This is a genomic window from Halomonas sp. KM-1, assembly GCF_000246875.1.
GTDB lineage: Bacteria > Pseudomonadota > Gammaproteobacteria > Pseudomonadales > Halomonadaceae > Halomonas > Halomonas aerodenitrificans.
Genome location: NZ_BAEU01000166.1, coordinates 19,904 through 43,247, shown reverse-complemented (window position 1 = coordinate 43,247; position 23,344 = coordinate 19,904). Strand labels below are relative to the sequence as shown.

At 66.4% G+C, this 23,344-nt stretch carries 25 protein-coding genes; 10 read left to right on the top strand and 15 right to left on the bottom strand.

Translation table 11 applies throughout. From position 1 onward, the window contains the following. Window positions 1-624 (top strand): tRNA lysidine(34) synthetase TilS (gene tilS, locus B8115_RS22585; RefSeq protein WP_010630141.1); only part of this gene is annotated, 624 nt, incomplete at its 5' end. A 14-nt stretch (window positions 625-638) separates the two neighbouring features. Here the strand turns inward: tilS and B8115_RS22580 are convergent. Continuing rightward, entirely contained in the window at window positions 639-1,619 is a 981-nt protein-coding gene (locus tag B8115_RS22580; protein WP_010630140.1) for a Ppx/GppA family phosphatase, read from the bottom strand. 445 nt (window positions 1,620-2,064) lie between these two features. Between B8115_RS22580 and rho the strand changes: the two genes are divergently transcribed. The 8 genes from rho (at window position 2,065) to B8115_RS22550 (ending at window position 8,734) form a co-directional block, all read left to right on the top strand. Then, on the top strand, window positions 2,065-3,324 hold the full coding sequence (gene rho / locus B8115_RS22575) for a transcription termination factor Rho (RefSeq protein ID WP_010630139.1): 1,260 nt from the start codon (window positions 2,065-2,067) through the stop codon (window positions 3,322-3,324). A 72-nt stretch (window positions 3,325-3,396) separates the two neighbouring features. Then, a complete protein-coding gene (gene ubiD / locus B8115_RS22570; RefSeq protein WP_010630138.1) occupies window positions 3,397-4,878 on the top strand; it encodes a 4-hydroxy-3-polyprenylbenzoate decarboxylase in 1,482 nt (493 codons plus the stop codon). 15 nt (window positions 4,879-4,893) lie between these two features. Continuing rightward, window positions 4,894-5,673: an NAD(P)H-flavin reductase gene (locus B8115_RS22565; RefSeq protein WP_010630137.1), complete on the top strand. Its 780-nt coding sequence runs from the start codon at window positions 4,894-4,896 to the stop codon at window positions 5,671-5,673. After that, entirely contained in the window at window positions 5,670-6,383 is a 714-nt protein-coding gene (gene folM / locus B8115_RS22560) for a dihydromonapterin reductase (protein ID WP_010630136.1), read from the top strand. Before B8115_RS22565 ends, folM begins: the two co-directional genes overlap by 4 nt. 37 nt (window positions 6,384-6,420) lie before the next feature. Further along, on the top strand, window positions 6,421-6,543 hold the full coding sequence (locus B8115_RS24090) for a hypothetical protein (RefSeq protein WP_267963375.1): 123 nt from the start codon (window positions 6,421-6,423) through the stop codon (window positions 6,541-6,543). A 62-nt stretch (window positions 6,544-6,605) separates the two neighbouring features. Continuing rightward, the gene (locus B8115_RS23685; protein WP_158409672.1) at window positions 6,606-6,752 is read left to right on the top strand and encodes a hypothetical protein; all 147 of its coding nucleotides are present in this window, start codon (window positions 6,606-6,608) and stop codon (window positions 6,750-6,752) included. 308 nt (window positions 6,753-7,060) lie between these two features. Further along, window positions 7,061-8,143 (top strand): 3-deoxy-7-phosphoheptulonate synthase, encoded by a 1,083-nt coding sequence (locus B8115_RS22555; RefSeq protein ID WP_026038329.1) that lies wholly within the window; start codon window positions 7,061-7,063, stop codon window positions 8,141-8,143. 78 nt (window positions 8,144-8,221) lie between these two features. Then, the gene (locus B8115_RS22550) at window positions 8,222-8,734 is read left to right on the top strand and encodes a DUF3087 family protein (RefSeq protein ID WP_010630134.1); all 513 of its coding nucleotides are present in this window, start codon (window positions 8,222-8,224) and stop codon (window positions 8,732-8,734) included. 3 nt (window positions 8,735-8,737) lie between these two features. Here B8115_RS22550 and hemB read toward each other — a convergent pair whose 3' ends face one another. Continuing rightward, window positions 8,738-9,730 carry a porphobilinogen synthase gene (hemB, locus tag B8115_RS22545; protein WP_010630133.1) on the bottom strand — a complete coding sequence of 331 codons (993 nt, stop codon included), beginning with the start codon at window positions 9,728-9,730 and terminating at the stop codon, window positions 8,738-8,740. A gap of 243 nt (window positions 9,731-9,973) precedes the next feature. On the opposite strand from hemB, the gene elbB reads away from it, so the two are divergent. Next, window positions 9,974-10,636, top strand: a complete 663-nt coding sequence (gene elbB, locus B8115_RS22540) for an isoprenoid biosynthesis glyoxalase ElbB (protein WP_010630132.1) — start codon at window positions 9,974-9,976, stop codon at window positions 10,634-10,636. Window positions 10,637-10,718: 82 nt separating this feature from the next. Here the strand turns inward: elbB and tatC are convergent, their stop codons facing one another. The 13 genes from tatC to B8115_RS22475 form a co-directional block, all read right to left on the bottom strand. Continuing rightward, window positions 10,719-11,498, bottom strand: coding sequence for a twin-arginine translocase subunit TatC (gene tatC / locus B8115_RS22535; protein ID WP_010630131.1), 780 nt, complete (start codon window positions 11,496-11,498; stop codon window positions 10,719-10,721). Beyond that, window positions 11,495-11,941, bottom strand: a complete 447-nt coding sequence (tatB, locus tag B8115_RS22530; RefSeq protein WP_010630130.1) for a Sec-independent protein translocase protein TatB — start codon at window positions 11,939-11,941, stop codon at window positions 11,495-11,497. The genes tatC and tatB overlap by 4 nt, the downstream gene beginning before the upstream one ends. A 6-nt stretch (window positions 11,942-11,947) precedes the next feature. Next, window positions 11,948-12,208, bottom strand: coding sequence for a Sec-independent protein translocase subunit TatA (gene tatA, locus B8115_RS22525; RefSeq protein ID WP_010630129.1), 261 nt, complete (start codon window positions 12,206-12,208; stop codon window positions 11,948-11,950). 46 nt (window positions 12,209-12,254) lie between these two features. Beyond that, the gene (locus B8115_RS22520) at window positions 12,255-12,590 is read right to left on the bottom strand and encodes a phosphoribosyl-ATP diphosphatase (RefSeq protein ID WP_010630128.1); all 336 of its coding nucleotides are present in this window, start codon (window positions 12,588-12,590) and stop codon (window positions 12,255-12,257) included. A 30-nt stretch (window positions 12,591-12,620) separates the two neighbouring features. Continuing rightward, window positions 12,621-14,243 (bottom strand): ubiquinone biosynthesis regulatory protein kinase UbiB, encoded by a 1,623-nt coding sequence (gene ubiB, locus B8115_RS22515; protein ID WP_026038327.1) that lies wholly within the window; start codon window positions 14,241-14,243, stop codon window positions 12,621-12,623. Further along, window positions 14,243-14,881, bottom strand: a complete 639-nt coding sequence (locus B8115_RS22510; RefSeq protein ID WP_010630126.1) for an SCP2 domain-containing protein — start codon at window positions 14,879-14,881, stop codon at window positions 14,243-14,245. Before B8115_RS22510 ends, ubiB begins: the two co-directional genes overlap by 1 nt. Before the next feature lie 7 nt (window positions 14,882-14,888). Then, window positions 14,889-15,656, bottom strand: coding sequence for a bifunctional demethylmenaquinone methyltransferase/2-methoxy-6-polyprenyl-1,4-benzoquinol methylase UbiE (gene ubiE, locus B8115_RS22505; RefSeq protein ID WP_010630125.1), 768 nt, complete (start codon window positions 15,654-15,656; stop codon window positions 14,889-14,891). Between the two features lie 123 nt (window positions 15,657-15,779). Then, window positions 15,780-16,163, bottom strand: a complete 384-nt coding sequence (locus B8115_RS22500) for a gamma-butyrobetaine hydroxylase-like domain-containing protein (RefSeq protein ID WP_010630124.1) — start codon at window positions 16,161-16,163, stop codon at window positions 15,780-15,782. A gap of 209 nt (window positions 16,164-16,372) precedes the next feature. After that, entirely contained in the window at window positions 16,373-17,695 is a 1,323-nt protein-coding gene (hslU, locus tag B8115_RS22495) for an ATP-dependent protease ATPase subunit HslU (RefSeq protein WP_010630123.1), read from the bottom strand. Between the two features lie 11 nt (window positions 17,696-17,706). Beyond that, a complete protein-coding gene (gene hslV / locus B8115_RS22490; RefSeq protein ID WP_010630122.1) occupies window positions 17,707-18,225 on the bottom strand; it encodes an ATP-dependent protease subunit HslV in 519 nt (172 codons plus the stop codon). A gap of 207 nt (window positions 18,226-18,432) precedes the next feature. Continuing rightward, on the bottom strand, window positions 18,433-19,158 hold the full coding sequence (locus B8115_RS22485) for an SPOR domain-containing protein (RefSeq protein WP_010630121.1): 726 nt from the start codon (window positions 19,156-19,158) through the stop codon (window positions 18,433-18,435). A gap of 3 nt (window positions 19,159-19,161) precedes the next feature. After that, a complete protein-coding gene (gene argS / locus B8115_RS22480) occupies window positions 19,162-20,847 on the bottom strand; it encodes an arginine--tRNA ligase (RefSeq protein WP_010630120.1) in 1,686 nt (561 codons plus the stop codon). 135 nt (window positions 20,848-20,982) lie between these two features. Next, window positions 20,983-23,220, bottom strand: coding sequence for a primosomal protein N' (locus B8115_RS22475; protein ID WP_010630119.1), 2,238 nt, complete (start codon window positions 23,218-23,220; stop codon window positions 20,983-20,985). Between the last annotated feature and the right edge of the window lie 124 nt (window positions 23,221-23,344).

Genomic DNA, 23,344 nt, shown 5'->3' with positions numbered 1-23,344 from the left:
CTTGCCGGCGAGGCGGAGCAACTGCTCGAGGAGCTTGCCGCAGGCGACCTCGCTGCGTTGGGCGACGACCCGGGCTGCCTCGGCGTTGAAGCGTTGCTGAGGCTTTCTACGCCTCGGCGGCGCTCGCTGTTGCGTCACGCCTGCCGCCGGTTGGGTGTGTCCACACCGCCGGCGGGTCGTCTCGAAACGCTGCTCGAGCAGCTCGAGGCGCGCAGCGACGCCCAGGTCCGGGTGAGCTGGAGCAGCGCCGAGGCGCGCATCTGGCGCGGCCAGCTCTACCTGCTGCCCTCTTGGGAATCGCTGATGCCGGACTGGACTCTCGAATGGGACGGCAGGGCACCGCTGGTGTCGCCCTGGGGCGAGATCGGCGTCGGCTTGGCGCCCGTCGAGGGCCCACCGGTGCGCCTGACACTGAAGGCTCGCCAGGGCGGCGAGCGACTGCGCCTTGCCGGGCGTGGCAGCCGCGACCTCAAACGTCTGCTGCAGGAGGCTCTGGTGCCGCCCTGGGCGCGGGAGCGTGTCGCGGTGGTCTGGCACGAGCAGACCCCGGTAGCGGCGCTGCTGCTGCCGGAAGGGCGCTGGCTGGCCGTGGCGGCTGGGTGGTGTTCTGTGGCGAGGGCGTAGTGAGCGGCGCTGCGCTATGCCTGCTGCAACGGTGCACAAGCCAGCATGTCGTGCAGCACGCCCTCACGCAGTGCACCATCGGCATAGTTCATCGTCGTCAGCTCGAATGTCTCGAAGATGGCTCCGAGAATGGCCACGCCTGCGGGAAAGATGCGCGAGCGGTCCGGCTTGAGCCCCTCCAGCGTGACGTTGTCCAAACGCTCGCACTCGATCAGGCGCTGGCGTAGCGTCTGCAAGCCGCTGCGGGTGACGATGCCCGGCTGGCCACCGCTTGTGGCAAGCACCGAAGCGGCCGCCTTGATGGTGCCGCTGGAGCCCAGCGCTTCGCTCCAGCCCAGCTCGCGATAGTTGGCTTCAATGGCCTCTAGCCGGGCCAGCACGTCCGCTTCCGCCCGGCGCATGTTGGCTTCGTTGACCGTACCGTCGCTGAAATGTCGGCGAGTGTGGGTGACGCAGCCAACGTCGAGGCTCTGCAGCAGCAGCGGCCCAGAGGGATCCCCGATGATGAACTCGGTCGAGCCGCCGCCGATATCGACGACCAGGCGACGCCCGTTCGCGGCCAGCGTGTGGGACGCCCCGAGGTAGATCAGGCGAGCCTCTTCCTCGCCGGAGATGATCTCCACGCGGCAGCCCAGCAGGGCTTCGGCCCGCTCGACGAAGGATTGCCGATTGAGCGCCGTGCGCAGCGCACTGGTGCCTACCACACGCAGACGATCACGGGCCACTCCCGCCAAGTAGGGAAGGAAGCGGTCAAGACAGGTCAGCGCACGCTGGATGGCGGCTTCGTCCAGATGGTTGCGGCCATCCAGGCCGGCGGCCAGCTGCACCTTTTCACCGCAGCGTGTCACCACCTGCAGCCGGTCGTCCTGATAGCGGGCGACCAGCAGGTGGAAGCTGTTGGAACCCAGATCGATGGCTGCCAGTTGCCGTGGGTCTTGCCGTTGGAGCATGGCGTCATCGTTGGCGGTTTGAGGCCGATCCTTGGGTGCAGTCATCTAAGCGTCCTGATAGCGGATGGCTAAAGGTTGCGGCGCTGGCGCGAACGTGTCAATCGCACGGGGGTTGATCGATGGGGTTGCGTTCGTCGCCGGCCTTGACTAACATCGAGACGTTCGCCTGTTCCGAATGCTTTCCGACCGCGTCGCGGTCAACATCAAGTCGTCAGACAGCCCCTTCTTGTCGCTCGTTGTCATGTGCCGAAGCCATGGTGGCACTTGAAACGCACAGGCGATGAATCCATGCGACACGAAGCGCTGCTCCCTCTTACACGATACCGTGCCTCGACCTCTTGCGCAGAGTGGTCGTAGCGCAACGAGCATCGCTCATGAGCGGCAGCTCCATCGGGCTCTGAACGCACCCAAGCGGCGTACCGTTCTTTATCCGCACATTCCCACGGCCGCCGTGCCGCCACGCTGACATGAGCAACTTCCGAACACACCGATGAATCTTACCGAACTCAAGCAAAAAACCGTGCCAGAGCTCCTGGAGCTCGCCCGCGAGATGGGCATCGACAACCTGGCCCGCTCACGCAAGCAGGACATCATCTTCGCCATCCTCAAGAAGCACGCCAAGAGCGGCGAGGATATCTATGGCGACGGTGTTCTGGAAATTCTTCAGGACGGCTTCGGCTTCCTTCGCAGCGCCGACAGCTCCTACCTGGCCGGTCCCGATGACATCTACGTCTCGCCGTCGCAGATCCGTCGCTTCAACCTGCGCAAGGGCGATTCGATCTCCGGCAAGATCCGTCCGCCGAAGGAAGGGGAGCGCTACTTCGCGCTGCTCAAGGTCAGCCAGATCAACTTCGACAAGCCGGAAAACGCCAAGCACAAGATCCTGTTCGAGAACCTCACGCCGCTGTTCCCCCAGGAGCGGCTGCGCATGGAGATCGGCAACGGCTCCACCGAGGATCTCACCGCACGCATCATCGATCTCACCGCGCCCATCGGCAAAGGCCAGCGCGGCCTGATCGTCTCGCCGCCCAAGGCGGGCAAGACGTTGATGTTGCAGAACATCGCCACCTCGATCACACGCAACAACCCCGAGTGTCACCTGATCGTGCTGTTGATCGACGAGCGCCCGGAAGAAGTGACCGAGATGTCGCGCACCGTGCGCGGCGAAGTGGTCGCCTCCACCTTCGACGAGCCGCCGGCGCGCCACGTGCAGGTTGCCGAGATGGTGATCGAGAAGGCCAAGCGCCTGGTCGAGCACAAGAAGGACGTGGTCATCCTGCTCGACTCCATCACCCGTCTGGCGCGTGCCTACAACACCGTGGTGCCGAGCTCCGGCAAGGTGCTCACCGGCGGTGTCGACGCCCACGCCCTGGAGAAGCCCAAGCGTTTCTTCGGTGCCGCACGTAACATCGAAGAGGGTGGCAGCCTGACCATCATCGCCACCGCGCTGGTCGATACCGGCTCGAAGATGGACGAGGTGATCTTCGAGGAGTTCAAGGGCACCGGCAACATGGAAGCACATCTGGACCGCAAGCTCGCCGAGCGCCGTGTCTACCCGGCCCTCAACATCCGTCGTTCCGGCACCCGCCGCGAGGACCTGATCGCCTCCGAGGACGAGATGCAGCGCATGTGGATCCTGCGCAAGCTGCTCAACCCGATGGACGATACCGCGGCCACCGAGTTCCTCATCGACCGCCTGAAAGATACCAAGACGAACCTCGAGTTCTTCGAAGCCATGAAGCGCCGCTAAGCGGGATCGGCGGTGCGCAAAGGGGCGGCATGCTATGCTGCCCCTTTCGTCGTTCCGGAAACGGGAATTGCAATGAAGTACAAGGATCTGCGCGACTTCATCGCCGCTCTGGAGGCTCAGGGCGAGCTGATACGAGTTTCAGCCGAGGTGGACCCCTATCTCGAGATCACCGAGATCTGCGACCGCACCCTGCGTGCCGGTGGCCCGGCGCTGCTGTTCGAGAACGTCAAGGGTCACGACATGCCGCTGCTGGGCAACCTGTTCGGTACGCCCAAGCGGGTCGCCATGGGCATGGGCCAGGACAGTGTCGAGGCGCTGCGCGAGGTGGGCGAACTGCTCGCCTTCCTCAAGGAGCCCGAGCCGCCCAAGGGCTTTCGCGACGCCTGGGACAAGCTGCCGATCTTCAAGCAGGTGATGAGCATGGGGCCGAAGACGGTGCGCAGCGCCCCGGTACAGGAGGTAGTGCTGGAGGGCGACGACGTCGACCTCGGCCGCCTGCCGATCCAGCACTGCTGGCCCGGCGACGCCGCTCCGCTGGTTACCTGGCCGCTGGTGGTGACCCGCGGGCCGTACAAGAAGCGCCAGAACCTGGGCATCTATCGTCAGCAAAAGCTGTCGAAGAACCGTCTGATCATGCGCTGGCTGTCGCACCGCGGCGGCGCGCTCGACTTCCTGGAGCACCAGCAGACGAACCCCGGCGAGCCCTTCCCGGTGGCGGTGGCGCTGGGCGCCGACCCGGCGACGATTCTCGGCGCGGTGACGCCGGTGCCGGACTCACTCTCCGAGTATGCCTTCGCCGGGCTGTTGAGAGGCTCGCGCACCGAGCTGGTCAAGTGCGGCCACGCCGATCTGGAAGTGCCTGCGTCTGCCGAAATCATTCTGGAAGGCTTTATCTACCCCGACGACACGGCGCCGGAAGGCCCCTACGGCGACCATACCGGCTACTACAACGAGGTCGACGAGTTCCCGGTGTTCACCGTGACGCGCATGACGATGCGCCGCGATGCCATCTACCATTCGACCTACACCGGGCGTCCGCCCGACGAGCCGGCGATCCTCGGCGTCGCACTCAACGAAGTGTTCGTGCCGATCCTGCGCAAGCAGTTTCCCGAGATCGTCGACTTCTACCTGCCGCCGGAGGGCTGCTCCTACCGCATGGCAGTGGTGACCATGAAGAAGCAGTATCCGGGCCACGCCAAGCGCGTGATGATGGGCGTATGGAGCTTCCTGCGCCAGTTCATGTACACCAAGTTCGTGGTGGTACTCGACGACGACGTCGACGCCCGCGACTGGAAAGACGTGATCTGGGCCATCACCACCCGCATGGATCCGGCCCGGGACACCGTCATGGTCGAGAACACGCCGATCGACTATCTCGATTTCGCCTCGCCGGTGGCGGGGCTGGGCTCCAAGATGGGGCTCGACGCCACCAGCAAGTGGCCCGGCGAGACCGATCGTGAATGGGGCACGCCCATCGTCATGGACGAGGCCGTCAAGGCCCGCGTCAGCGAACGCTGGGACGAATTGGGTATCCGCCTGCCCCCTACACCCTGACGACAAGAGGCCTGCATGACCCCTAGGACCCTGACCTGCCAAGTGATGGCAGTGGAGGATCTGACCCCCGACGTGTTCCGCGTGCGCCTGGAAGGGCGCGCCGAGGCCATGGCCCATGATCCGGGCCAGTATCTGGAACTCAAGCTCGATGACGAGACCTGGGTGCCGTTCTCCATCGCCAGCGCCCATAGTGGCGACGGCACCCTGGAGCTGCACATCCAGCACTGGCCCGAGCGCGAGAACTCCGCCCGGTTGCGCGAGCTGGTGGTGGTAGCCCACCACCTGACGGTGCGCCTGCCCGGCGGTGACTGTGTGCTCGATCCGACCAGCCAGCGGCCGCTGCTGTTGATCGCTGCCGGTACCGGCTTCGCCCAGATGAAGGCGATCGTCGAGGCTTCCCTGCACGAGACGCCTGAGCGGCCCATCGAGCTTTGGTGGGCGGCCCGCGAACGCCGTGATCTCTATCTCGAGAGCCTGCCTCGACAGTGGGCCGAGAACCACGAGAACCTGCACTTCCATGTGGTTACCGAGGTGGCGCCGCAGCCGCCAGTGGCCGGCGAGCGTGTTCAGGGCCATCTGGGTCGTATCGACCAGGCGCTGACCATGGGGCTCGACGACGTCAGCGGTCATGACGTCTACCTCTCCGGCTCGCCGGGCATGGTCTACGCCTGCGTCGACGTGCTGGCCTCGCTGGGGCTCGAGCCGTCGCGGGTCTTCTCCGACGTCTTCGCCTATGCGCCGCGCCAGCCGCTGGTGCCCACTGCCGGGGTACTGCGCCGGGGGAGTGCGGGGTGAGCGCCTCGCCGATCCTGATCACCGGCGGTGCCCAGCGCCTGGGGCGCCACTGCGCCGAGCGGCTGGTCGACGACGGCCATCCGGTGATCGTCAGCTATCGGCGCGAGCGGCCGGAGCTCGAGGCGTTGCGCAGCCGCGGCATCGTCACCCTGCTGGCGGATTTCGCCACCGAGGCAGGCATTCTCGACTTCATCGCGCGCCTCAAGCAGCAGACGCCATCGCTGCGTGCCATCGTGCACAACGCCAGCGACTGGGCGCCGGACGGCCACGACGAGACGGCGGGCGCCACCTTCGAGCGGCTGTTTCGCGTACACATGCTCGCTCCTTACCTCATCAACCTCCACTGCCGTGAGTTGCTCGAGGCCTGCGGTGAGCCGCAGCGCGACATCGTGCACATGACCGACTACGTGGCACGGAAGGGCTCGAAAAAGCATGCCGCTTATGCCGCCACCAAGGCGGGGCTCGAGAACCTGACGCTGTCGTTCGCGGCCTTGTATGCCCCCCAGATTCAGGTCAACGCCATCGCGCCGGCATTGATCATGCTGGGCGAGGACGACGACGAGACCTATGCCGAGCAGGCCCGGGCCAAGTCGGCCATGGCCATGGTGCCGGGGCCGGGCGTGATCTATCAGAGCCTGCGCTACCTGCTCGACAACCGTTATGTCACCGGGATCACGCTGCCGGTCGATGGCGGGCGCCATCTTCGCTAGACTATTAGCCACTGGCATGAGCTGAAAGGAGACGAACATGGCACCGCCCAAGGAGTATCATGATGAAAGTGGCCCGCTGTGGCTGCTGGCCCTGTTGGCAGTACTGGCGCTGAACCTGCTGCCGCTGATCCTCGGCGTGAGCCGCGCCGTGCTGGCCTGAATACGGGCTTGCCAAGCCTGCCGCGATGCGGCACGATGAATCCAGAACAGTGGGAGACGACCATGACGCTGACCGCGAATCTGACAGCAAGCGATGCGAACCGTGCCTTTGGCGCGATAATGTCGTTTGGCTTCGATGGACAGTCGCTTGGCTTCGACGGTCAGTATTGGTACTGGTTTAGCGCCGGTGTGCCGGCGGCCGGGTCCTGAATCGGACACAGCTGCAAGGGCACACCCAACCGGGTTGCCTTCCATCATGAAACCCCTGGTCGGCAACCCGACCGGGGGTTTTACGTTTTGTGCGTAATGTTGGTAGACCCCATAAACGGAATCGACTCGAGGAGACGCACCATGACTGCATACCGCGCCACTTTCGCCGCCCGTACCCGCCACGATTACTATGGCTGGGGCTATGGCTGGCGATTTAGCGCCGCGCGGTCGGTCCAGTGCGCCACCTCCGACCGTGAGATGACCGGTGGCATGACGACACGATGTTTGCCGACCTCACGGAGTTGACCATGAATGCCCCCGCGACACTTGCTGAACGCCTGACCGATGGCCATGCCGACATGGCCCCTGCCACATCCAGTCGGGTCGAGATGACGCTACCCACACCTGGCGAGCTCAGACGCCGTTTACCCCTGGCGCCGCCGGTGGCCGAGCGGCTCGCCGCGCAGCGCCGCGCCATCCGTGACATCGTGACGGGGCGCGACGACCGTATGCTGGTGGTGGTTGGCCCCTGCTCGATCCACGATCCGCTGGCCGCGCTGGAGTATGCCCGGCGGCTTGCTGAGCTCGCCCCGCGGATTTCCGACCGCCTGCTTCCCGTGATGCGGGTCTACGTGGAGAAGCCGCGCACCACGGTGGGGTGGAAGGGGCTGGCCTACGATCCCGACCTGGACGGAAGCGGCGACATGGCGCGCGGGCTGCACCTGTCGCGCCACATGATGCACGAGATCGCCGTCCTGGGCCTGCCGGTGGCCACCGAGGTGCTGCAGCCGATGCTGGCCAGCTACTTCGACGATCTGTTGGCCTGGGTAGCCATCGGTGCTCGGACCACCGAGTCGCAGCTGCATCGCGAGCTTGCCAGCGGCCTGGAGGCAGCGGTGGGGTTCAAGAACGCCACCAGCGGCGACGTGGGCGTCGCGGTGGATGCCATTCGCGCTGCCGCGCACCCGCACCAGCATTTCGGTCTCGATGACCAGGGCCGCCCCGCGCTGCGGGAGACATCCGGCAATCCCTATGCCCATGTGGTGCTGCGTGGCGGTCGACATGGGCCCAACCATGACAGCGGCTCGGTCGCCGAGGCGTGTCGGGCGCTGGAGCAGTCGGGACTGCCTGCGCGTTTGATGGTGGACTGCAGCCATGCCAATGCGCGCAAGGATCATCGCCGTCAGGGCGAAGTGCTGCGCGACGTGATAGCTCAGCGGATACGCGGCGAGACGGCCCTGATGGGGCTGATGCTCGAGAGCCACCTGGAAGAGGGGCGTCAGGAGCTCTCGCCCGGAGCCCTGCGCTACGGCGTTTCGGTGACCGACCCCTGCCTGGGCTGGCAGGCCACCGAGGCGCTGTTGCTGGAAGCGGCTGACCGGTTGCGCTGAGAAGAAGGGCACACGGCTGTACCTGAGCGAGGGATGCCGGGATAATTCCCGGCATTCTCGTTGCAACAGGAGTTGGGCATGCCGTTTTCCTTCGAATACCACGACCCCGAGACCTATCGCCGCAAGGCCCGGCTCATCAGTCTGGCCATGGCCGGTCAGCTCATCGTCTTCGGCCTGGTGTTCTCCCAACTGCTGGTGGCGGCCTTCGGCTCCAGCCTGTGGCTCAACGCTCTGGGCGTATTCCTGGGGTTGCTGGCCACCAGCCTGACCTTTGCCGTACTGCGTGAGCGCCCCTGGATGACCGAGATGCGCTATGTCTGGCAGCTCAAGCACCAGCTCTCACGGCTCAGCAGCTACCTTGCCACCCTGCGCCGGGAAATGGACCAGGGCAATCACGTGGCCCTGCACCTGATGACCGCCTACCACCAGGGCATGGTCCAGCTTGCCGAGCTCAACGGTCGCACCCTGGACGACGATGCCGAGCAGCTCGGCGAACGCGCCAGGATCCAGCGGCTGCGCGAAGAGCGCGGGCTGCCCGAGCGGGTCGATGGCTTCGACCCCAACGATCTGGCAGCCTTCAAGCGCAGTTAGAGGCTAACCGGCAAGCAGGCGGGCGGCGCGCTTGGCGAAATAGGTCAGGATGCCGTCGGCCCCGGCGCGCTTGAAACAGATCAACGACTCGAGCATCACCTCGTCGCCGTCGAGCCAGCCGTTGTCGAAGGCGGCCATGTGCATGGCGTACTCGCCACTGACCTGGTAGGCGTAGGTGGGCACCTTGAGCTCGTCCTTGATGCGTCGCACCACGTCCAGGTAGGGCATGCCGGGCTTGACCATCACCATGTCGGCGCCTTCGGCAAGGTCCAGGGCCACCTCGTGCAGCGCCTCGTCGCTGTTGGCCGGGTCCATCTGATAGGTGCGCTTGTCGGCCTTGCCCAGGTTGGCGGCGGAGCCCACCGCGTCGCGGAAGGGGCCGTAGTAGCGCGAGGCGTACTTGGCGCTGTAGGCCATGATGCGTACGTTGTGCAGATGCTCCTGCTCGAGCACCTGACGAATCTCGCCGATGCGTCCGTCCATCATGTCGGAGGGGGCCACCACGTCGGCGCCGGCATCGGCGTGAGACAGGGCCTGCTTGAGCAACGTCTCCACCGTGCGGTCGTTGAGCACGTAGCCGGTGTCGTCGATGATGCCGTCCTGGCCGTGGATGGTATAGGGGTCGAGCGCCACGTCGGTCATGATGCCGAGCTCCGGCACGGCGTCCTTGAGCGCTCTCACGCTGCGCTGCACCAAGCCGTTGGCGTTGTAGGCTTCCTCGGCCAGCTCACTCTTCAGCGCCTGATCCACCACCGGGAACAGGGCCAGGGCCGGGATGCCCAGCTCGTACGCCTCGCGTGCCTCCTGAATCAGCAGGTCCAGCGACAGGCGCTCGACGCCCGGCATCGAGGGCACGGCCTCTCGGCGCTGTTCACCGTCGAGCACGAATACCGGCCAGATCAGATCGGCGGCGGTCAGGATCGACTCCCGCATCAGGCGGCGCGAGAAGTCGTCACGCCGCATGCGGCGCATACGCGTGGCGGGAAATTGGCGCATGGTCTGGAAACTCAAGGTTATCTACTCCGGCTGTGGCCACTGCCGCCCTGACGTCAGCTGGCGGCAGTGTGCCTGGAAAGAATGATGGTGCAATGACAAGCGAGTGTATGGAACGAGTATATCAGTGCCACCCCAAGCCGAAAGTCGCGCCTTGTCGCACCCCGCACGACTCTCTAAAGTGTTGGCTTCGGGAACCAAGGCTGAACCCTTCATTCGAAGCGCCTTCACAACAAGGAGAAAGGCATGAGCAAACAAGTGGCGGTCATCCTGTCGGGTTGCGGTGTCCAGGATGGCTCGGAAATCTACGAGACCACGCTGACCCTGCTGCGGCTGGATCAACTGGGTATCGGCCATCGTTGCTTCGCGCCGGACATCATGCAGCACCATGTGATCGATCATCGCAGCGGTGAGGTGGTCGAGGGTGAGGCGCGCAACGTGCTGACGGAATCGGCGCGCCTGGCGCGAGGCAATATCGCACCGCTCGACGAGCTGGACGTCGATGAGTTCGATGCCGTCATCCTGCCCGGTGGCTTCGGTGCGGCCAAGAATCTCTCCAACTTCGCCGAAGCCGGTAGTGACATGGAGCCGCTGCCCGAGCTGGTCGAGGCGCTGGCTCCCTTTTACCAGGCGCGCAAGCCCATCGGTCTGATGTGCATCGCCCCCGCCCTGGTGCCCAAGCTGCTGGGGCCGGGCATCGCCGTGACCATCGGCCACGACCCCGGCGTTTCCGGCGCCATCAGCTCCATGGGCGGGCTGCACCGCAGCTGCGGCGTGGAGGACATCGTGGTGGACTTCGAGAACCGTGTGGTGACCACCCCGGCCTACATGCTCGCCACCCGCATCGGCGAGGCCGCCACCGGCATCTTCAAGCTGGTGGAGCGTATCGACGAGCTGATGGATCTCTGAGCCAGTGCGGTAATGCGGTAATGAAAGCGCCCCGCTTCCTTCGAAGCGGGGCGCTTGCGTATCGGCTTTATGTTTTTCGGGCTCAGGCCTCGTCGCGCTCTTCGCTGGCCTCAGCCGTCTTGCGGCGCCGCCGGCGTACCAGGCGGCCGAACAGGATGCCCACCTCGTAGAGCAGATACATGGGAATGGCCAGCAGGCTCTGGGAGATCACGTCGGGCGGGGTCAGCAACATGCCGACCACGAAGCAGCCCAGAATGATGTAAGGGCGCTTCTTCGACAGGCTCTCCACCGTGGTGGCACCGGAGGCGATCAGCAGAAAGGTGGCGATGGGGATCTCGAAGGCCACGCCGAAGGCGAAGAACAGCTTGAGAACGAAGTTCAGGTACTGGTTGATGTCGGTCATCACCGCCACGTTCTCCGGCCCGGTCTGGGTGAAGAACTGGAACAGCAGCGGGAAGACGACGTAGTAGGCAAAGGCCGCGCCGGCATAGAACAGGCCCACGCTAGAGGCCAGCAGCGGCAGGGCCAGCGCCTTCTCGTTGTCATACAGCCCCGGGGCGACGAAGGCCCAGGCCTGGTGCAGCACGTAGGGGATGGCGATGAACACCGCCACCACCAGGGTCAGCTTGAAGGGGGCCAGGAACGGCGAGGCCACTTCGGTGGCGATCATCTGCGAGCCTTCCGGCAGCATCCCCATCAGCGGCTGGGCCACGAAGGTATAGATCTCGTTGGCGAACGGGTATAGGCCGAGGAAAATCACGAAGATCGCCAGCACCGCGCGCAGCAGTCGCGAGCGCAGCTCGATCAGGTGCTCGATCAGGGGGGCCTGGCCAAGTTCCTGCTTGTCGTCGGAGTCGCTCATCGGGAAGCGGCGTCCTTGTCATCGTCGGGGGGAGAGGAGGGCGCGTCGTCGCTTTGCCTGACCTCGGCCAGCGCCTCGTCTAGCCGCGCCGAAGCGGACGGCGGCGGCGCCACGTCGTCGGGCTTGTGCTCGGGTGTGGCTGGCGCGTCGTCGTCGCCCTTGCGCGGGGTCGAGGTGGAGTAGGGCTGGGCGATGCTCTCCACGTCGCGCTTGGCCTTGTTCAGGCTCTCGTCGAGCTTGCTCTGCTGCTCCTTGAGCTTCTGACGCAGCTCCTCCGCCTCGAGCTGCGAGTTGATCTCCCGCTGCATGCTCGACACGGTGCGCTTGATCTTGCCGACCCACAGCCCCGCCGTGCGCGCAGCCTTGGGCAGGCGCTCAGGACCGAGCACCAGCAGGCCCACGATTCCCAGAATCAGAAGTTCGAGAAAGCCGATATCAAACATGGAGGCTTACTTGCGCTCTTCTCGTTCCTCGACGCTGTCCGCCGCCTTTTTCTCTTCGGCGCGAACGTCATAGGTGTTGGGCTGCTCTTCGTGGCTCACTTTGGCCTGAGGCTTGCCATCCTTCTCTTCCTCATTGACGGCCTGCTTGAAGCCCTTGACCGCTCCGCCCAGATCGGTGCCGACGTTGCGCAGCTTCTTGGTGCCGAAGATCAGAATGATAATGCCGAGTACGATCAGCAGTTGCCAGATACTGATGCCACCTAACATGAAGGTTACCTCTGAGTCGGGATTCCGGAGGATCCGGAAGTCATTTTTACTTTGACCTTGCGGCCTTCTCTTCGTGCCCGGATATTCCGAAACGCCGGGCCAGCTCGTCGAGCACGTCCCGGTGGTCGAGTCCAAGATGCGACAGCATCACCAGGCTATGAAACCACAGGTCGGCGGTTTCGGCGACCAGCGCTTGACGTTCGTCTTCGCCACCGGTCTCGGCATCCTTGGCTGCCAGCAGGGTCTCCGTGGCCTCCTCTCCGACCTTTTCGAGTATCTTGTTAAGCCCCTTGTCATGCAAGGCGGCAACGTAGGATTCGGCGGGGTCGGCGCTGCGGCGGCTGGCCAGTACGTCGAAGAGTTCATCGAGAATATCACGCATGCGGGCAGCTCCGGTTGCGATGGGTCAAGTTCATTGCCAGGCCAGCAGCACGAGCCCGATGAGTCCGGCAGCCAGCACCGGCCAGGGCTGGTTCGCAGCCCATTCGGTGAGCGGCTGCCAGGCCAATGCCAGGGCCGCCAGCAGTAGTCCCAGGCGCAAACGCCTTCCCCCGCGCCGGCCGGCACGCAGGTGGCGCTGGATGCCGCTCAGGGCCAGGGCCTGGCGACGGCGCTGGCGATGCTCCTGTTCGAGGCGGCTCAGGGCCTGGTGGGCCACGCTGGGCAGTTCGGGCAGCTGACGCGAGAGCTCCGGCGCCTGGCGCTTGAGCGACTCCCACAGGCCCACGGCACCGGCGCGCTCCTGCATCCAGCGCTCCAGGTAGGGTTTGGCGGTGCTCCACAGGTCGAGGTCGGGATAGAGCTGGCGCCCCAGGCCCTCGATGTTGAGCAGGGTCTTCTGCAGCAGCACCAGCTGCGGCTGGACCTCCATGTTGAAACGCCGCGCCGTCTGGAACAGCCCCAGCAGCACCTGACCGAAGGAGATGTCCTTGAGCGGTTTCTCCAGAATCGGCTCGCACACCGTGCGGATGGCGGCGGCAAACTCGTTGGCTCGGGTCTCCTCGCCGACCCAGCCCGACTCGATGTGCAGGGCGGCGACCTGATAGTAGTCCTGATGGAAGAAGGCCAGCAGGTTGCGCGCCAGGTAGTCCTGGTCTTCGCGGGTCAGGCTGCCGACGATGCCGCAGTCGATGGCGATGTACTGCGGGTCCTGGGGCTGCTCGCGGGCGACGAAGATGTTGCCCGGGTGCATGTCGGCGTGGAAGAAATTGTCGCGAAACACCTGGGTGAAGAAGATTTCCACGCCGCGCTCGGCGAGGCGCTTGAGATCGGTGCCCTGGGCCTTGAGCGCGGCGATGTCGGCTACCGGGATGCCGTGGATGCGCTCCTGGACCATGACCCGCTTGCGTGTCAGCGACCAGTGGATCGCCGGCACGTAGAGCAGCGGGGAGCCGTTGAAGTTGCGCTTGAGCTGCGAGGTGTTGGCGGCCTCCTTGCGCAGGTCGAGCTCGTCGAACAGGGTCGCTTCGTAATCGCGCACCACCTCCACCGGACGCAGGCGGCGCGCCTCCGGAAGCAGCGTCAGCAGGCCGGCCACGCGGTACATCAGCGCCATGTCCTGGCGCATGACCCGGTCGATGGCCGGGCGGATGATCTTGACCACCACGTCCTCGCCGCTGTGCAGGCGGGCGGCGTGGACCTGGGCGATGGAGGCGGAGGCCAGCGGCTCGGGCTCGAAGTGGGCGAAGGCGACGTCGAGCGGCATGCGTAGCTCGCTCTCCACCAGTGCCCGGGCCTCCTCGCCGGGGAAGGGGGGCACCTGGTCCTGCAGGCGGCGGAGTTCGTCGGCGATCTCCTCGGGCAGCAGGTCGCGGCGGGTGGAGAGCAGTTGGCCGAACTTGACGAACACCGGGCCGAGCGATTCCAGCGCCAGGCGCAGGCGCTCGCCGCCCGTGCGCCGGCCCACTGGTACCACGCGCAGTGGTGAGAACAGAAAGGCCAGTCGCAGCCACCAGGGCAGGCGCTGCAGCGGCAGCAGAGTGTCGAGCCGGTAGCGGGTGACCACCCAGATGATGCGCAGCAGGCGAAGCAGCATCATGCCGTGGCCTCGCTTTCCAGCCGTCGCCGCAGGCGGTTCAGACGGGCTTCGAGGCGGTCGGCGGCCACTTCCAGCTCGGTGAGGTGATCGCGCAGGGTATCGAGCTGCTGGCGCCCGGGCAGCAGGCGGGCCTCCTCGAACACGTATTCTGCGATATCGGCACGCATCTCCTCATGAGCGCGTAGGCCCCAGCGGGCCATGCGCTTGACCCCTTCGGCCAGGCTGTGGGCCGGCACGTCGCCCAGCCAGCGGGCCAGTTCGCCCTCCCAGTCGATGTCGAGATCGAAGAACAGGTCGCGCACCTCCTCGAGCAGGTGCACGCGTCCGCGTACCGCCAGTCGGCCGCGGAACATCAGGCGCTCCATCGACTCGCCGCCCAGCAGTTCGCCCAGGGTTTCGGTGTCGAGTTCGACCACGGTGTCGACGGTGTTCTCGTCGGGATCGTCCTGACGCATCAGGTCGACGCCATGCGGGTGGAAGCCGATCAGCAGCGTCAGTGCCGGACGCTCCAGGCGCAGCAGCAGCCGGCTCCCGGCCAGCCGTGACAGGCGTGTGGGAGCGGCCATGTCGCGGGCGAGCAGGGCATTGAGGGTGCGCTCGATGCCGGCCAGCAGCAGGGTCGGGGTCAAGGTCATTGCGCCCTCAAAGCTTGATGCCGCGATGCAGGGCGACGATGCCCCCGGTGAGATTGGTGTACTCGACCCGTTCGAGGCCGGCCGCTTCCATCATCGCCTTGAGCGTCTCCTGGTCGGGATGCATGCGAATCGACTCGGCCAGGTAGCGATAGCTGTCGGCATCGCCCGCCACCATCTGGCCCATGGTGGGCAGCAGGCGGAAGGAGTACTCGTCGTAGGCGCGGCTCAGCACGGGGTTGTTGGGCTTGGAGAACTCCAACACCAGCAGGCGGCCGCCGGGCTTGAGCACCCGGGCCATGGAGCGCAGAGCGGCGTCCTTGTCGGTGACGTTGCGCAGGCCGAAAGCGATGGTGATGCAGTTGAAGCTGTTATCGGGAAACGGCAGACACTCGGCGTTGGCCTGCACGTATTCGACGTTGCCGCCGACGCCGTTGTCGAGCAGCTTGTCGCGCCCGACGCGCAGCATGGACTCGTTGATATCGGCCAGTACCACCCGGCCGCGGGGGCCGACCATGCGCGAGAACTTGAGCGTCAGGTCGCCGGTGCCGCCGGCAATGTCGAGCACGCTGTGGCCGGGGCGCACCCCGCTGCGCTCGATGGTGAGCCGCTTCCACAGCCGATGGATGCCGAACGACATGAGATCGTTCATGACGTCGTAGCGCGCCGCCACGGAGTGGAAGACGTCGGCCACGCGCGAGGCCTTCTCCTCGATCGGCACTTCCTGGTAGCCGAAGTGAGTCGTGCGCTGGTCCCCGGGGGTGGAGTGAGGGCTCATGCGTGAAAGGCTCCCGAATCGCTGCAAAAGGTGAGGCTGGGCCTCATGATGGGCCACATTGTAGCCTTCCCCCGGCTGCCTTGTCTTTGACCTGCTGGGGCTACTGGAGCTGCTTGCTCTCGATCAGAGCTGCTTGATCTCGATGCCCAGCGGTGCGCGGCTGGCCCCGGCCTTTTCCAGGCGCTGGAGATAATCGGCCCAGTAGGCCTCGCGGTGCTCGATCAGCTCATGCAGGTATTCCCAGCTGAAGATGCCGCTGTCGTGGCCATCGTCGAAGACGAGCTTGACGGCATAGCGGCCCACCGGCTCGATGTTCTTGAGGCCGACGTCCTTCTTGCCGACCTGCAGCACGGCCTGGCTGGGATGGTGACCGCGCACCTCGGCGGAGGGTGAGTAGACCCGCAGATACTCCACCGGCAGGCGGTGGCTCTCGCCATCGGCGTAGCTGAGCTCCAGCTCGCGGGCCTTCTTGTGGTAGTGAATCTTGCTGGGGATGGGGGCTGTCATGCAGGACTCCGCTTGCGTTGGTGAAGCGCAGCTGTCCGGCGACAGGCACTTCGCGGAGGCGCTGTGAACCCATCCCTGGGCGCTACATTCGCCATCCCTGGCGAATGACCTCCGCTACGACCTGTCCCCGGCGCTGCGCTCATGTAGGCCTCGCTGCTGCGACACTGGCGAACCGAGCAGTACCATCAACTACAGCTACAGCGCTCGTCTCAAAGGATATACCGCGACAGATCCTCGTCCATGGCCAGTTCGCCGAGCTGGGAGTCGACGTAGGCGGCGTCGATCGACAGCGGGCTGCCGAAATCGCCGCCCTTGAACGAGGCTTCTTCGAGCAGCCGCTCCATTACCGTGTGCAGGCGCCGTGCGCCGATGTTCTCGGTGCCCTCGTTGACCTTCCAGGCGATCTCGGCGATGCGCTCGATGCCGTCCTCGGTGAACTCGATGTCGAGCCCTTCGGTGGCCAGCAGTGCCTTGTACTGCTTGGTCAGGGCGGCGGAGGGCTCGGTGAGGATGCGCTTGAAGTCCTCTGGCGTGAGCGCCTCGAGCTCGACCCGGATCGGCAGGCGGCCCTGCAGTTCGGGGATCAGGTCCGAGGGGCGCGACAGGTGGAAGGCGCCGGAGGCGATGAACAGGATATGGTCGGTCTTGACCATGCCGTACTTGGTCGAGACGGTGGAGCCCTCGATCAGCGGCAGCAGGTCGCGCTGCACGCCCTCGCGGGATACCTCGCCGCCGCTGGACTGACCGCTGCCCTTGGCCACCTTGTCGATCTCGTCGAGAAAGACGATGCCGTTCTGCTCCACGGCGTCGATGGCGCGGTGCTTGATCTCCTCCTCGTTGACCAGCTTGGCGGCTTCCTCGTCGCGCAGCAGGGCGAAGGCATCCTTGACCTTGACCCGGCGGGTCTCGGTCTTGTGGCGGCCCATGTTGGAGAACAGGCTCTGCAGTTGGCTGGTCATCTCCTCCATGCCCGGCGGGGTCATGATGTCGATACCCGGGCCCTGGGGCGTGATCTCGATGTCGATCTCCTTGTCGTCGAGATCGCCCTCGCGCAATTTCTTGCGGAAGATCTGGCGCGTCGAGCTGTCGCTGCGGGGGTTGTCTTCCTGGCCGCGGGGCGGCGGCAGCAGGGCGTCGAGGATGCGATCCTCGGCGGCGTCCTCGGCGCGGTGGCGCACTTCGTCCTTGGCATGCTCGCGCACCAGTTTGATGGCGGCTTCGGTGAGGTCGCGGATGATCGACTCCACGTCGCGGCCGACATAGCCCACTTCGGTGAACTTGGTCGCCTCGACCTTGATGAACGGGGCGCGGGCGAGCTTGGCCAGGCGGCGGGCGATCTCGGTCTTGCCCACCCCGGTGGGGCCGATCATCAGGATGTTCTTGGGCGTGACCTCGGGGCGCAGCTCGTCGTCGAGCTGCATGCGCCGCCAGCGGTTGCGCAGGGCGATGGCCACGGCGCGCTTGGCGTCCTGCTGACCGACGATGTACTGATCCAGGGCGTGGACGATCTCGCGGGGTGTCATCTGGGACATGGTGGCGGCCTTCACAGCGTTTCGAGGGTGACGTGGTGGTTGGTGAACACGCAGATGTCGCCAGCGATCGCGAGCGACTTCTCGGTGATCTCCCTGGCCGAGAGATCGGTGTTCTCCAGCAGCGCGCGGGCCGCGGCCAGGGCGAAGTTGCCGCCCGAGCCGATGGCGATGATGCCGCGCTCCGGCTCCACCACGTCGCCGTTGCCGGTGATGATCAGCGAGGCGTTCTTGTCGGCCACGGCCAGCAGCGCCTCGAGACGGCGCAGAGCGCGGTCGGTGCGCCAGTCCTTGGCCAGCTCCACGGCGGCCTTGACCAGATTGCCCTGGTACTTCTCAAGCTGCGCCTCGAAGCGCTCGAACAGGGTGAAGGCGTCGGCGGTGCCGCCGGCGAAGCCTGCCAGCACCTGGCCGCGATAGAGGCGGCGCACCTTGCTGGCGTTGCCCTTCATCACGGTATTGCCCAGCGATACCTGGCCGTCGCCGGCCAGGGCAACCTGGTCACCGCGGCGTACGGAAACGATCGTGGTCATGGAGATAACTCCGTAACGGGGAGCCGGGGCTCCCGGTGACTTTCGGCGCCCCATGACAATCGGGGGCCGGACAAGAGCGTTCAGGGTAGGTGTGGGCGGCGGCAGGCGAATTCAAGCGCACCGATCAAACGCCCATGCCTGGAAGGTCCGTTGTCATGGACCGCGCAACGCAGCGATGCGTTCGACCAGGCATGGTGCCGTGTTTCCTCAGTTGGTGGCCCGGTGACGCAGCGGCGTGATGCCCTGGGTCGTCATCAGATCCTCGGCGCGATTCAGCTCGCGGGTGTCTTCATATGGCCCCACCATCACCCGGTGCCAGGTCTGACCGTCGGCGGACTGCACCTGGCTGACCTGGGCCATCAGACTCAAGTTGCGCAGACGCTGGCGCAGTTGCTCGGCATCGCCAGGCTCACGGAACGAGGCTGCCTGCAGCATGTAGCGCGTGCCTGCCGGGGCCGCCGCTTCGCTCTCCGGCGTGGCGTTGACCTCGTCGCGCAGGTTGGCGGCGATGACCTGGGCGATGGGATCGTCGGCCGGTGCCGGCTCGGCGGCGGCGCTGGGCTCGATCGGCGGCGGCACGTTGACCGTCGGTTCCGGCGGCGAGGCGGTGGAGGCCACCTCCCGCGGTGCTACCACCTCTTCAGGCAGCAGGGTGTAGAACTCGAAGGTCGGCATGCGCGGTTCCCGCGGCTCGACGCTCGGCGCCGGCTCGACGGTCTCGGTCGGCGTGCGTGGCATCAGCCTGGCCAGCGGCGAGTCGCTACCCTCCTGCCAGGGTGCGGTGCCGTGCTGGTGCTGAGCGAGCAGGAAGCCGGCGATGACGCCGCCCAATGCCCATAGCCAGCCGGGCAGGCGAAAGCCCTGGCCTCTGGCGGGGGCGCGCTTGCGGCTGGTGGTGGCGCCGCGTCTCTTGGGCGTGCGACGGGTGGCCATGACTTACATCTCCTCCGGGGCGCTGACCCCCATCAGATCGAGACCGTTGCGCAGCACCTGCCGCGTGGCCAGGCCCAAGGCCAGGCGAGCGTTGCGCAGCTCGTCGTCGTCGACCATGACCTTCACTGCGTTGTAGCAGGAGTGGAACTCGGCGGCGAGGTCGAGCAGATACTGGGCCACCTGCTGCGGCTCCCGCGAGGCCGCGGCATGGGCGACCACCTCGGGGAAGCGTGCCAGGCGGTTCATCACCGCCTTTTCCTGATCCTCTTCCAGCTTGCCGAGGCTGACCATGGCCAAGTCGTGATCGAAGCCCAGGCCCTGGGCTTCGGCCTTGCGCAGCATGCTGCACACCCGGGCGTGGGCGTACTGCACGTAATAGACCGGGTTGTCGTTGGACTGCGAGCGGGCCAGGTCGATGTCGAAGGTGAGCTGCGAGTCGGCGCGGCGCGCGGCGAGGAAGAAACGCGTGGCGTCGCGGCCCACCTCGTCGATCAGGTCGCGCACGGTGACGTAGCTGCCGGCGCGTTTGGAGAGCTTCACCTCTACCCCGGAGCGGGTCACCATCACCATCTGATGCAGCACGTAGTCGGGCCAGCCCTGAGGGATGCCGGTTTCCAGCGCCTGCAGGCCGGCGCGCACCCGGGTCACGGTGGAGTGGTGGTCGGCACCCTGCTCGTTGATCACGGTCTCGAAGCCGCGCTGCCACTTGTTCAGGTGGTAGGCCACGTCGGGCAGGAAATAGGTGTAGCTGCCGTCGGACTTGCGCATCACCCGGTCCTTGTCGTCGCCGAAGTCGGTAGTGCGCAGCCACAGGGCGCCGTCCTGCTCGTAGGTGTGACCGCCGGCGATCAGGCGTTCCACCGCCTCTTCCACCTTGCCTTCGCGATAGAGCGAGGACTCCAGGAAGTAGACGTCGAAGGAGACGCCGAAGGCCTTGAGGTCGAGATCCTGCTCGCGGCGCAGCCAGGCCACGGCAAAGTCGCGGATGGCATCGAGGTCGTCCGGGTCGCCCTTGGCGGTGACGTGACGGTCGTCGGCATGCACCGTCTCGCCGGCCAGATAGTCGTTGGCCACCTCGGTGATGTAGTCGCCGCGGTAGCCGTCTGCGGGCCAGGCGTCGTCGTCCGGCGTCAGGCCCTTGGTGCGGGCCTGTACCGAGAGGGCCAGGTTGGCGATCTGGGCGCCGGCGTCGTTGTAGTAGAACTCGCGGGTCACGTCATAGCCGGTGGCCTCGAGCAGCCGGCTGATACAGTCGCCGATGGCGGCGCCACGGCCGTGGCCCACGTGCAGCGGGCCGGTGGGGTTGGCGGAGACGAACTCCACCTGCACCTTGTGGCCGCGCCCGGCCAGGCTGCGGCCGAAGGTGTCGCCGGCGTCGAGCACCTGGCGCACGATTTGGGCGGCGGCATCGGTGGCGGTGAAGAAGTTGATGAAACCGGGGCCGGCGATCTCCACCTTCTCCACGGCGTCGCTCTGCGGCAGCGCGGCGATCAGCGCCTCGGCCAGTTCGCGGGGTTTCTTGCCGGCCGGCTTGGCCAGCATCAGCGCCAGGTTGGTGGCGTAGTCGCCGTGGGCCTTGTCCTTGGTCGGGTCGACCTTGAGGGTCGGCGTGACGTCGGCGGGCAGGGTGCCCTGCTGCTTGAGCGTGTCGACGGCGTTCTCGAGCAGGGAAATGATCGTCTCTTTCATGAAGCGGTTATGTCCTGTAGCGGCTGGCGCACGAGAGGGCGACGGTGACAAGGCACTCGCGAAAAGGCGCGGCCACGAAAGTTTGGCTGGTCGGCCATTATCGGCAATTGTGCCGCGGCTTTAAAGGTCGTGCGTTCAGCCAAGCGTCTGTGGGTCGACGTCCAGCGACCAGCGTACCCGGCGGGCCTCGGGCGACGCCTCCAGCCAGGCGGTGAGCCGGGCACAGGCGGCGTGCAGCTGGCTGCGCCGGCCACCGCTCAGCAGTAACTGCATATGATAGCGGTTCTGGCGTCGCTCCATGGGCGCGGGGACCGGGCCCAGGCAGAGCACGTCGGGGGCGTGCTCGCGCACCCAGTCGCGCAGCATCGCTGCCGCCTCGCGACCGAGTGCCGCGGACGTTTCTTCGCGCGGACTCTCCAGGCGCAGCAGGGCGAGAAAGCGAAACGGCGGCAGGGCGGCGGCGCGACGCTCGGCCAGCAGTTGGCTGGCCAGGGCGTCGTAGCCGTGCTCGGCGAGCAGGCGCAGGTGCGGATCGTCGGTGTGCAGGGTCTGGACCAGCACGCGGCCGGGGTGGGCGGCACGGCCGGCACGGCCGGCCACCTGGGTAAGCAGCTGGGCGCTGTGCTCCAGGGCGCGAAAGTCGCTGGCATAGAGCCCGGCGTCGGCATTGACCACGATCACCAGGGTGACGTGGGGCAGATGGTGGCCCTTGGCCAGCATCTGGGTGCCCACCAGCAGGCAGGGCTCACCGCGCCTGACCTCAGCGAGGGTGCGCTCGAAGGCATCGCGGCGCCGCGTGCTGTCGCGGTCGATACGGTGCACCGGTACCTTGGGGAAGAGCGTGGCCAGGGTCTCCTCGGTGCGCTCGGTGCCGCTGCCCAAGGGGCGCAGGTCGGCGCTGCCGCAGTCGGGGCAGGCATCCGGCACTGGGCGGCGCTTGTCGCAGTGGTGGCAAGCCAGCATCGGCGGCTGGCGATGCAGGGTCATGCGCGCGTCGCAGGAGTCGCAGTCGGCCAGCCAGCCGCAGGCGTGACAGGCCAGGGTCGGTGCGAAGCCGCGACGATTGATGAATACCAGCACCTGATGTCCGGCTGCGAGGGTCGTGCGAATCGCTTCGATGGCCGGCGGGATGAGCCCGCCCTGACGCGGGCGGCCGCGCAGGTCGACCAGCTCCAGCCGGGCCGGGGCATGGCGGCTGGCGCGACGGGTCAGACGCAGGTGCCGATAGTTGCCGCGCTCGGCGTGATAGAGGCTCTCCAGCGAGGGCGTGGCGCTGCCCAGTACCAGCGGGATGGCGTGATGCTTGGCGCGGGCCACTGCCAGGTCGCGGGCATGGTAGCGCAAGCCCTCCTGCTGCTTGAACGAGCCGTCGTGCTCCTCGTCGACGATGATGGCGCCGGGGCGTGCCAGCGGCGTGAAGATCGCTGAGCGCGTGCCGATGACGATGGGCGCGCGGCCGCTGGCGACGGCTTCCCAGGCGTCCAGGCGTTCGTTGTCGGTGAGCCCCGAATGCAGCGCCACCACCGGCACCCGGAAGCGGCTCCGGAAACGTGCCAGGGTCTGCGGTGTCAGGCCGATCTCCGGCACCAACAGCAGCGCCTGGCGACCGCGGGCGACCACCGCCTCGATCAGCTGCAGATAGACCTCGGTCTTGCCGCTGCCGGTGACGCCGTGCAGCAGGCAGGGATGAAAGGCATCGAGGCGTTCGTGGATCGTTGCCAGCGCCTGGGCCTGTTCGCGGTTGAGCGGTAGCGCCGGCTCGGCAAGCAGTTGCTCGGTGGCGGGTTCGGCGGCGGTGAGGGGAATCTCTTCGCGCACGGCAAGGCGTTTTTCCACCAGCGTGGACAACTGTTCGCGCGAATAGCCCTGGGCCACTATCGCCTGGGTCGGCAGCCCATGGGGATGTTGGCGCAGCATGGCCAGCAGCTCGGCCTGGCGCGGCGCTCGCTTCAGGCGCGGGTCGTCGTCACCGGGCTCCACCAGGGCCTGCCAGCGCTCGCGCATGCGGCCGGCCAAAGGGCGGCCCTGGCGCAGCAGCACGGGCATCGCCTGATGCAGGGTGTCGCCTAGCGAATGCTGGTAGTAGCGCGCGGTGAAGCGGCATAGCCACAGCCAGTCCTCCGGCAGCGGCTCGGCGTCCAGCCAGCACTCCACCGGCTTGAGCTGCTCCAAGGGGAAGTCGCTGCGCTCGCTGCACTCCACCACCACGCCGACCACCTGGCGCCGCCCGAACGGCACGCGTACGCGAATGCCGGGCTGCCAGCCGCAGGCAGGCGCCTCGCGGCACGGACGGTAGTCGAACATGCGTCGCAAGGGGCTGGGCACCGCGACGCGAAGCACGCGAGGCGGAAGCGAGGAGATGGAGTCGGGCAATTGGCCTCCGGCATCGACTCTGCTAGAATATCCGGCCGTCGTGGCGCCAGCTCATTGGCTCGGGCCCGCGGCTACCGGTTGGTTGAACGACTCAACGTTGTACGAAAAGACAACCCGTATGCGG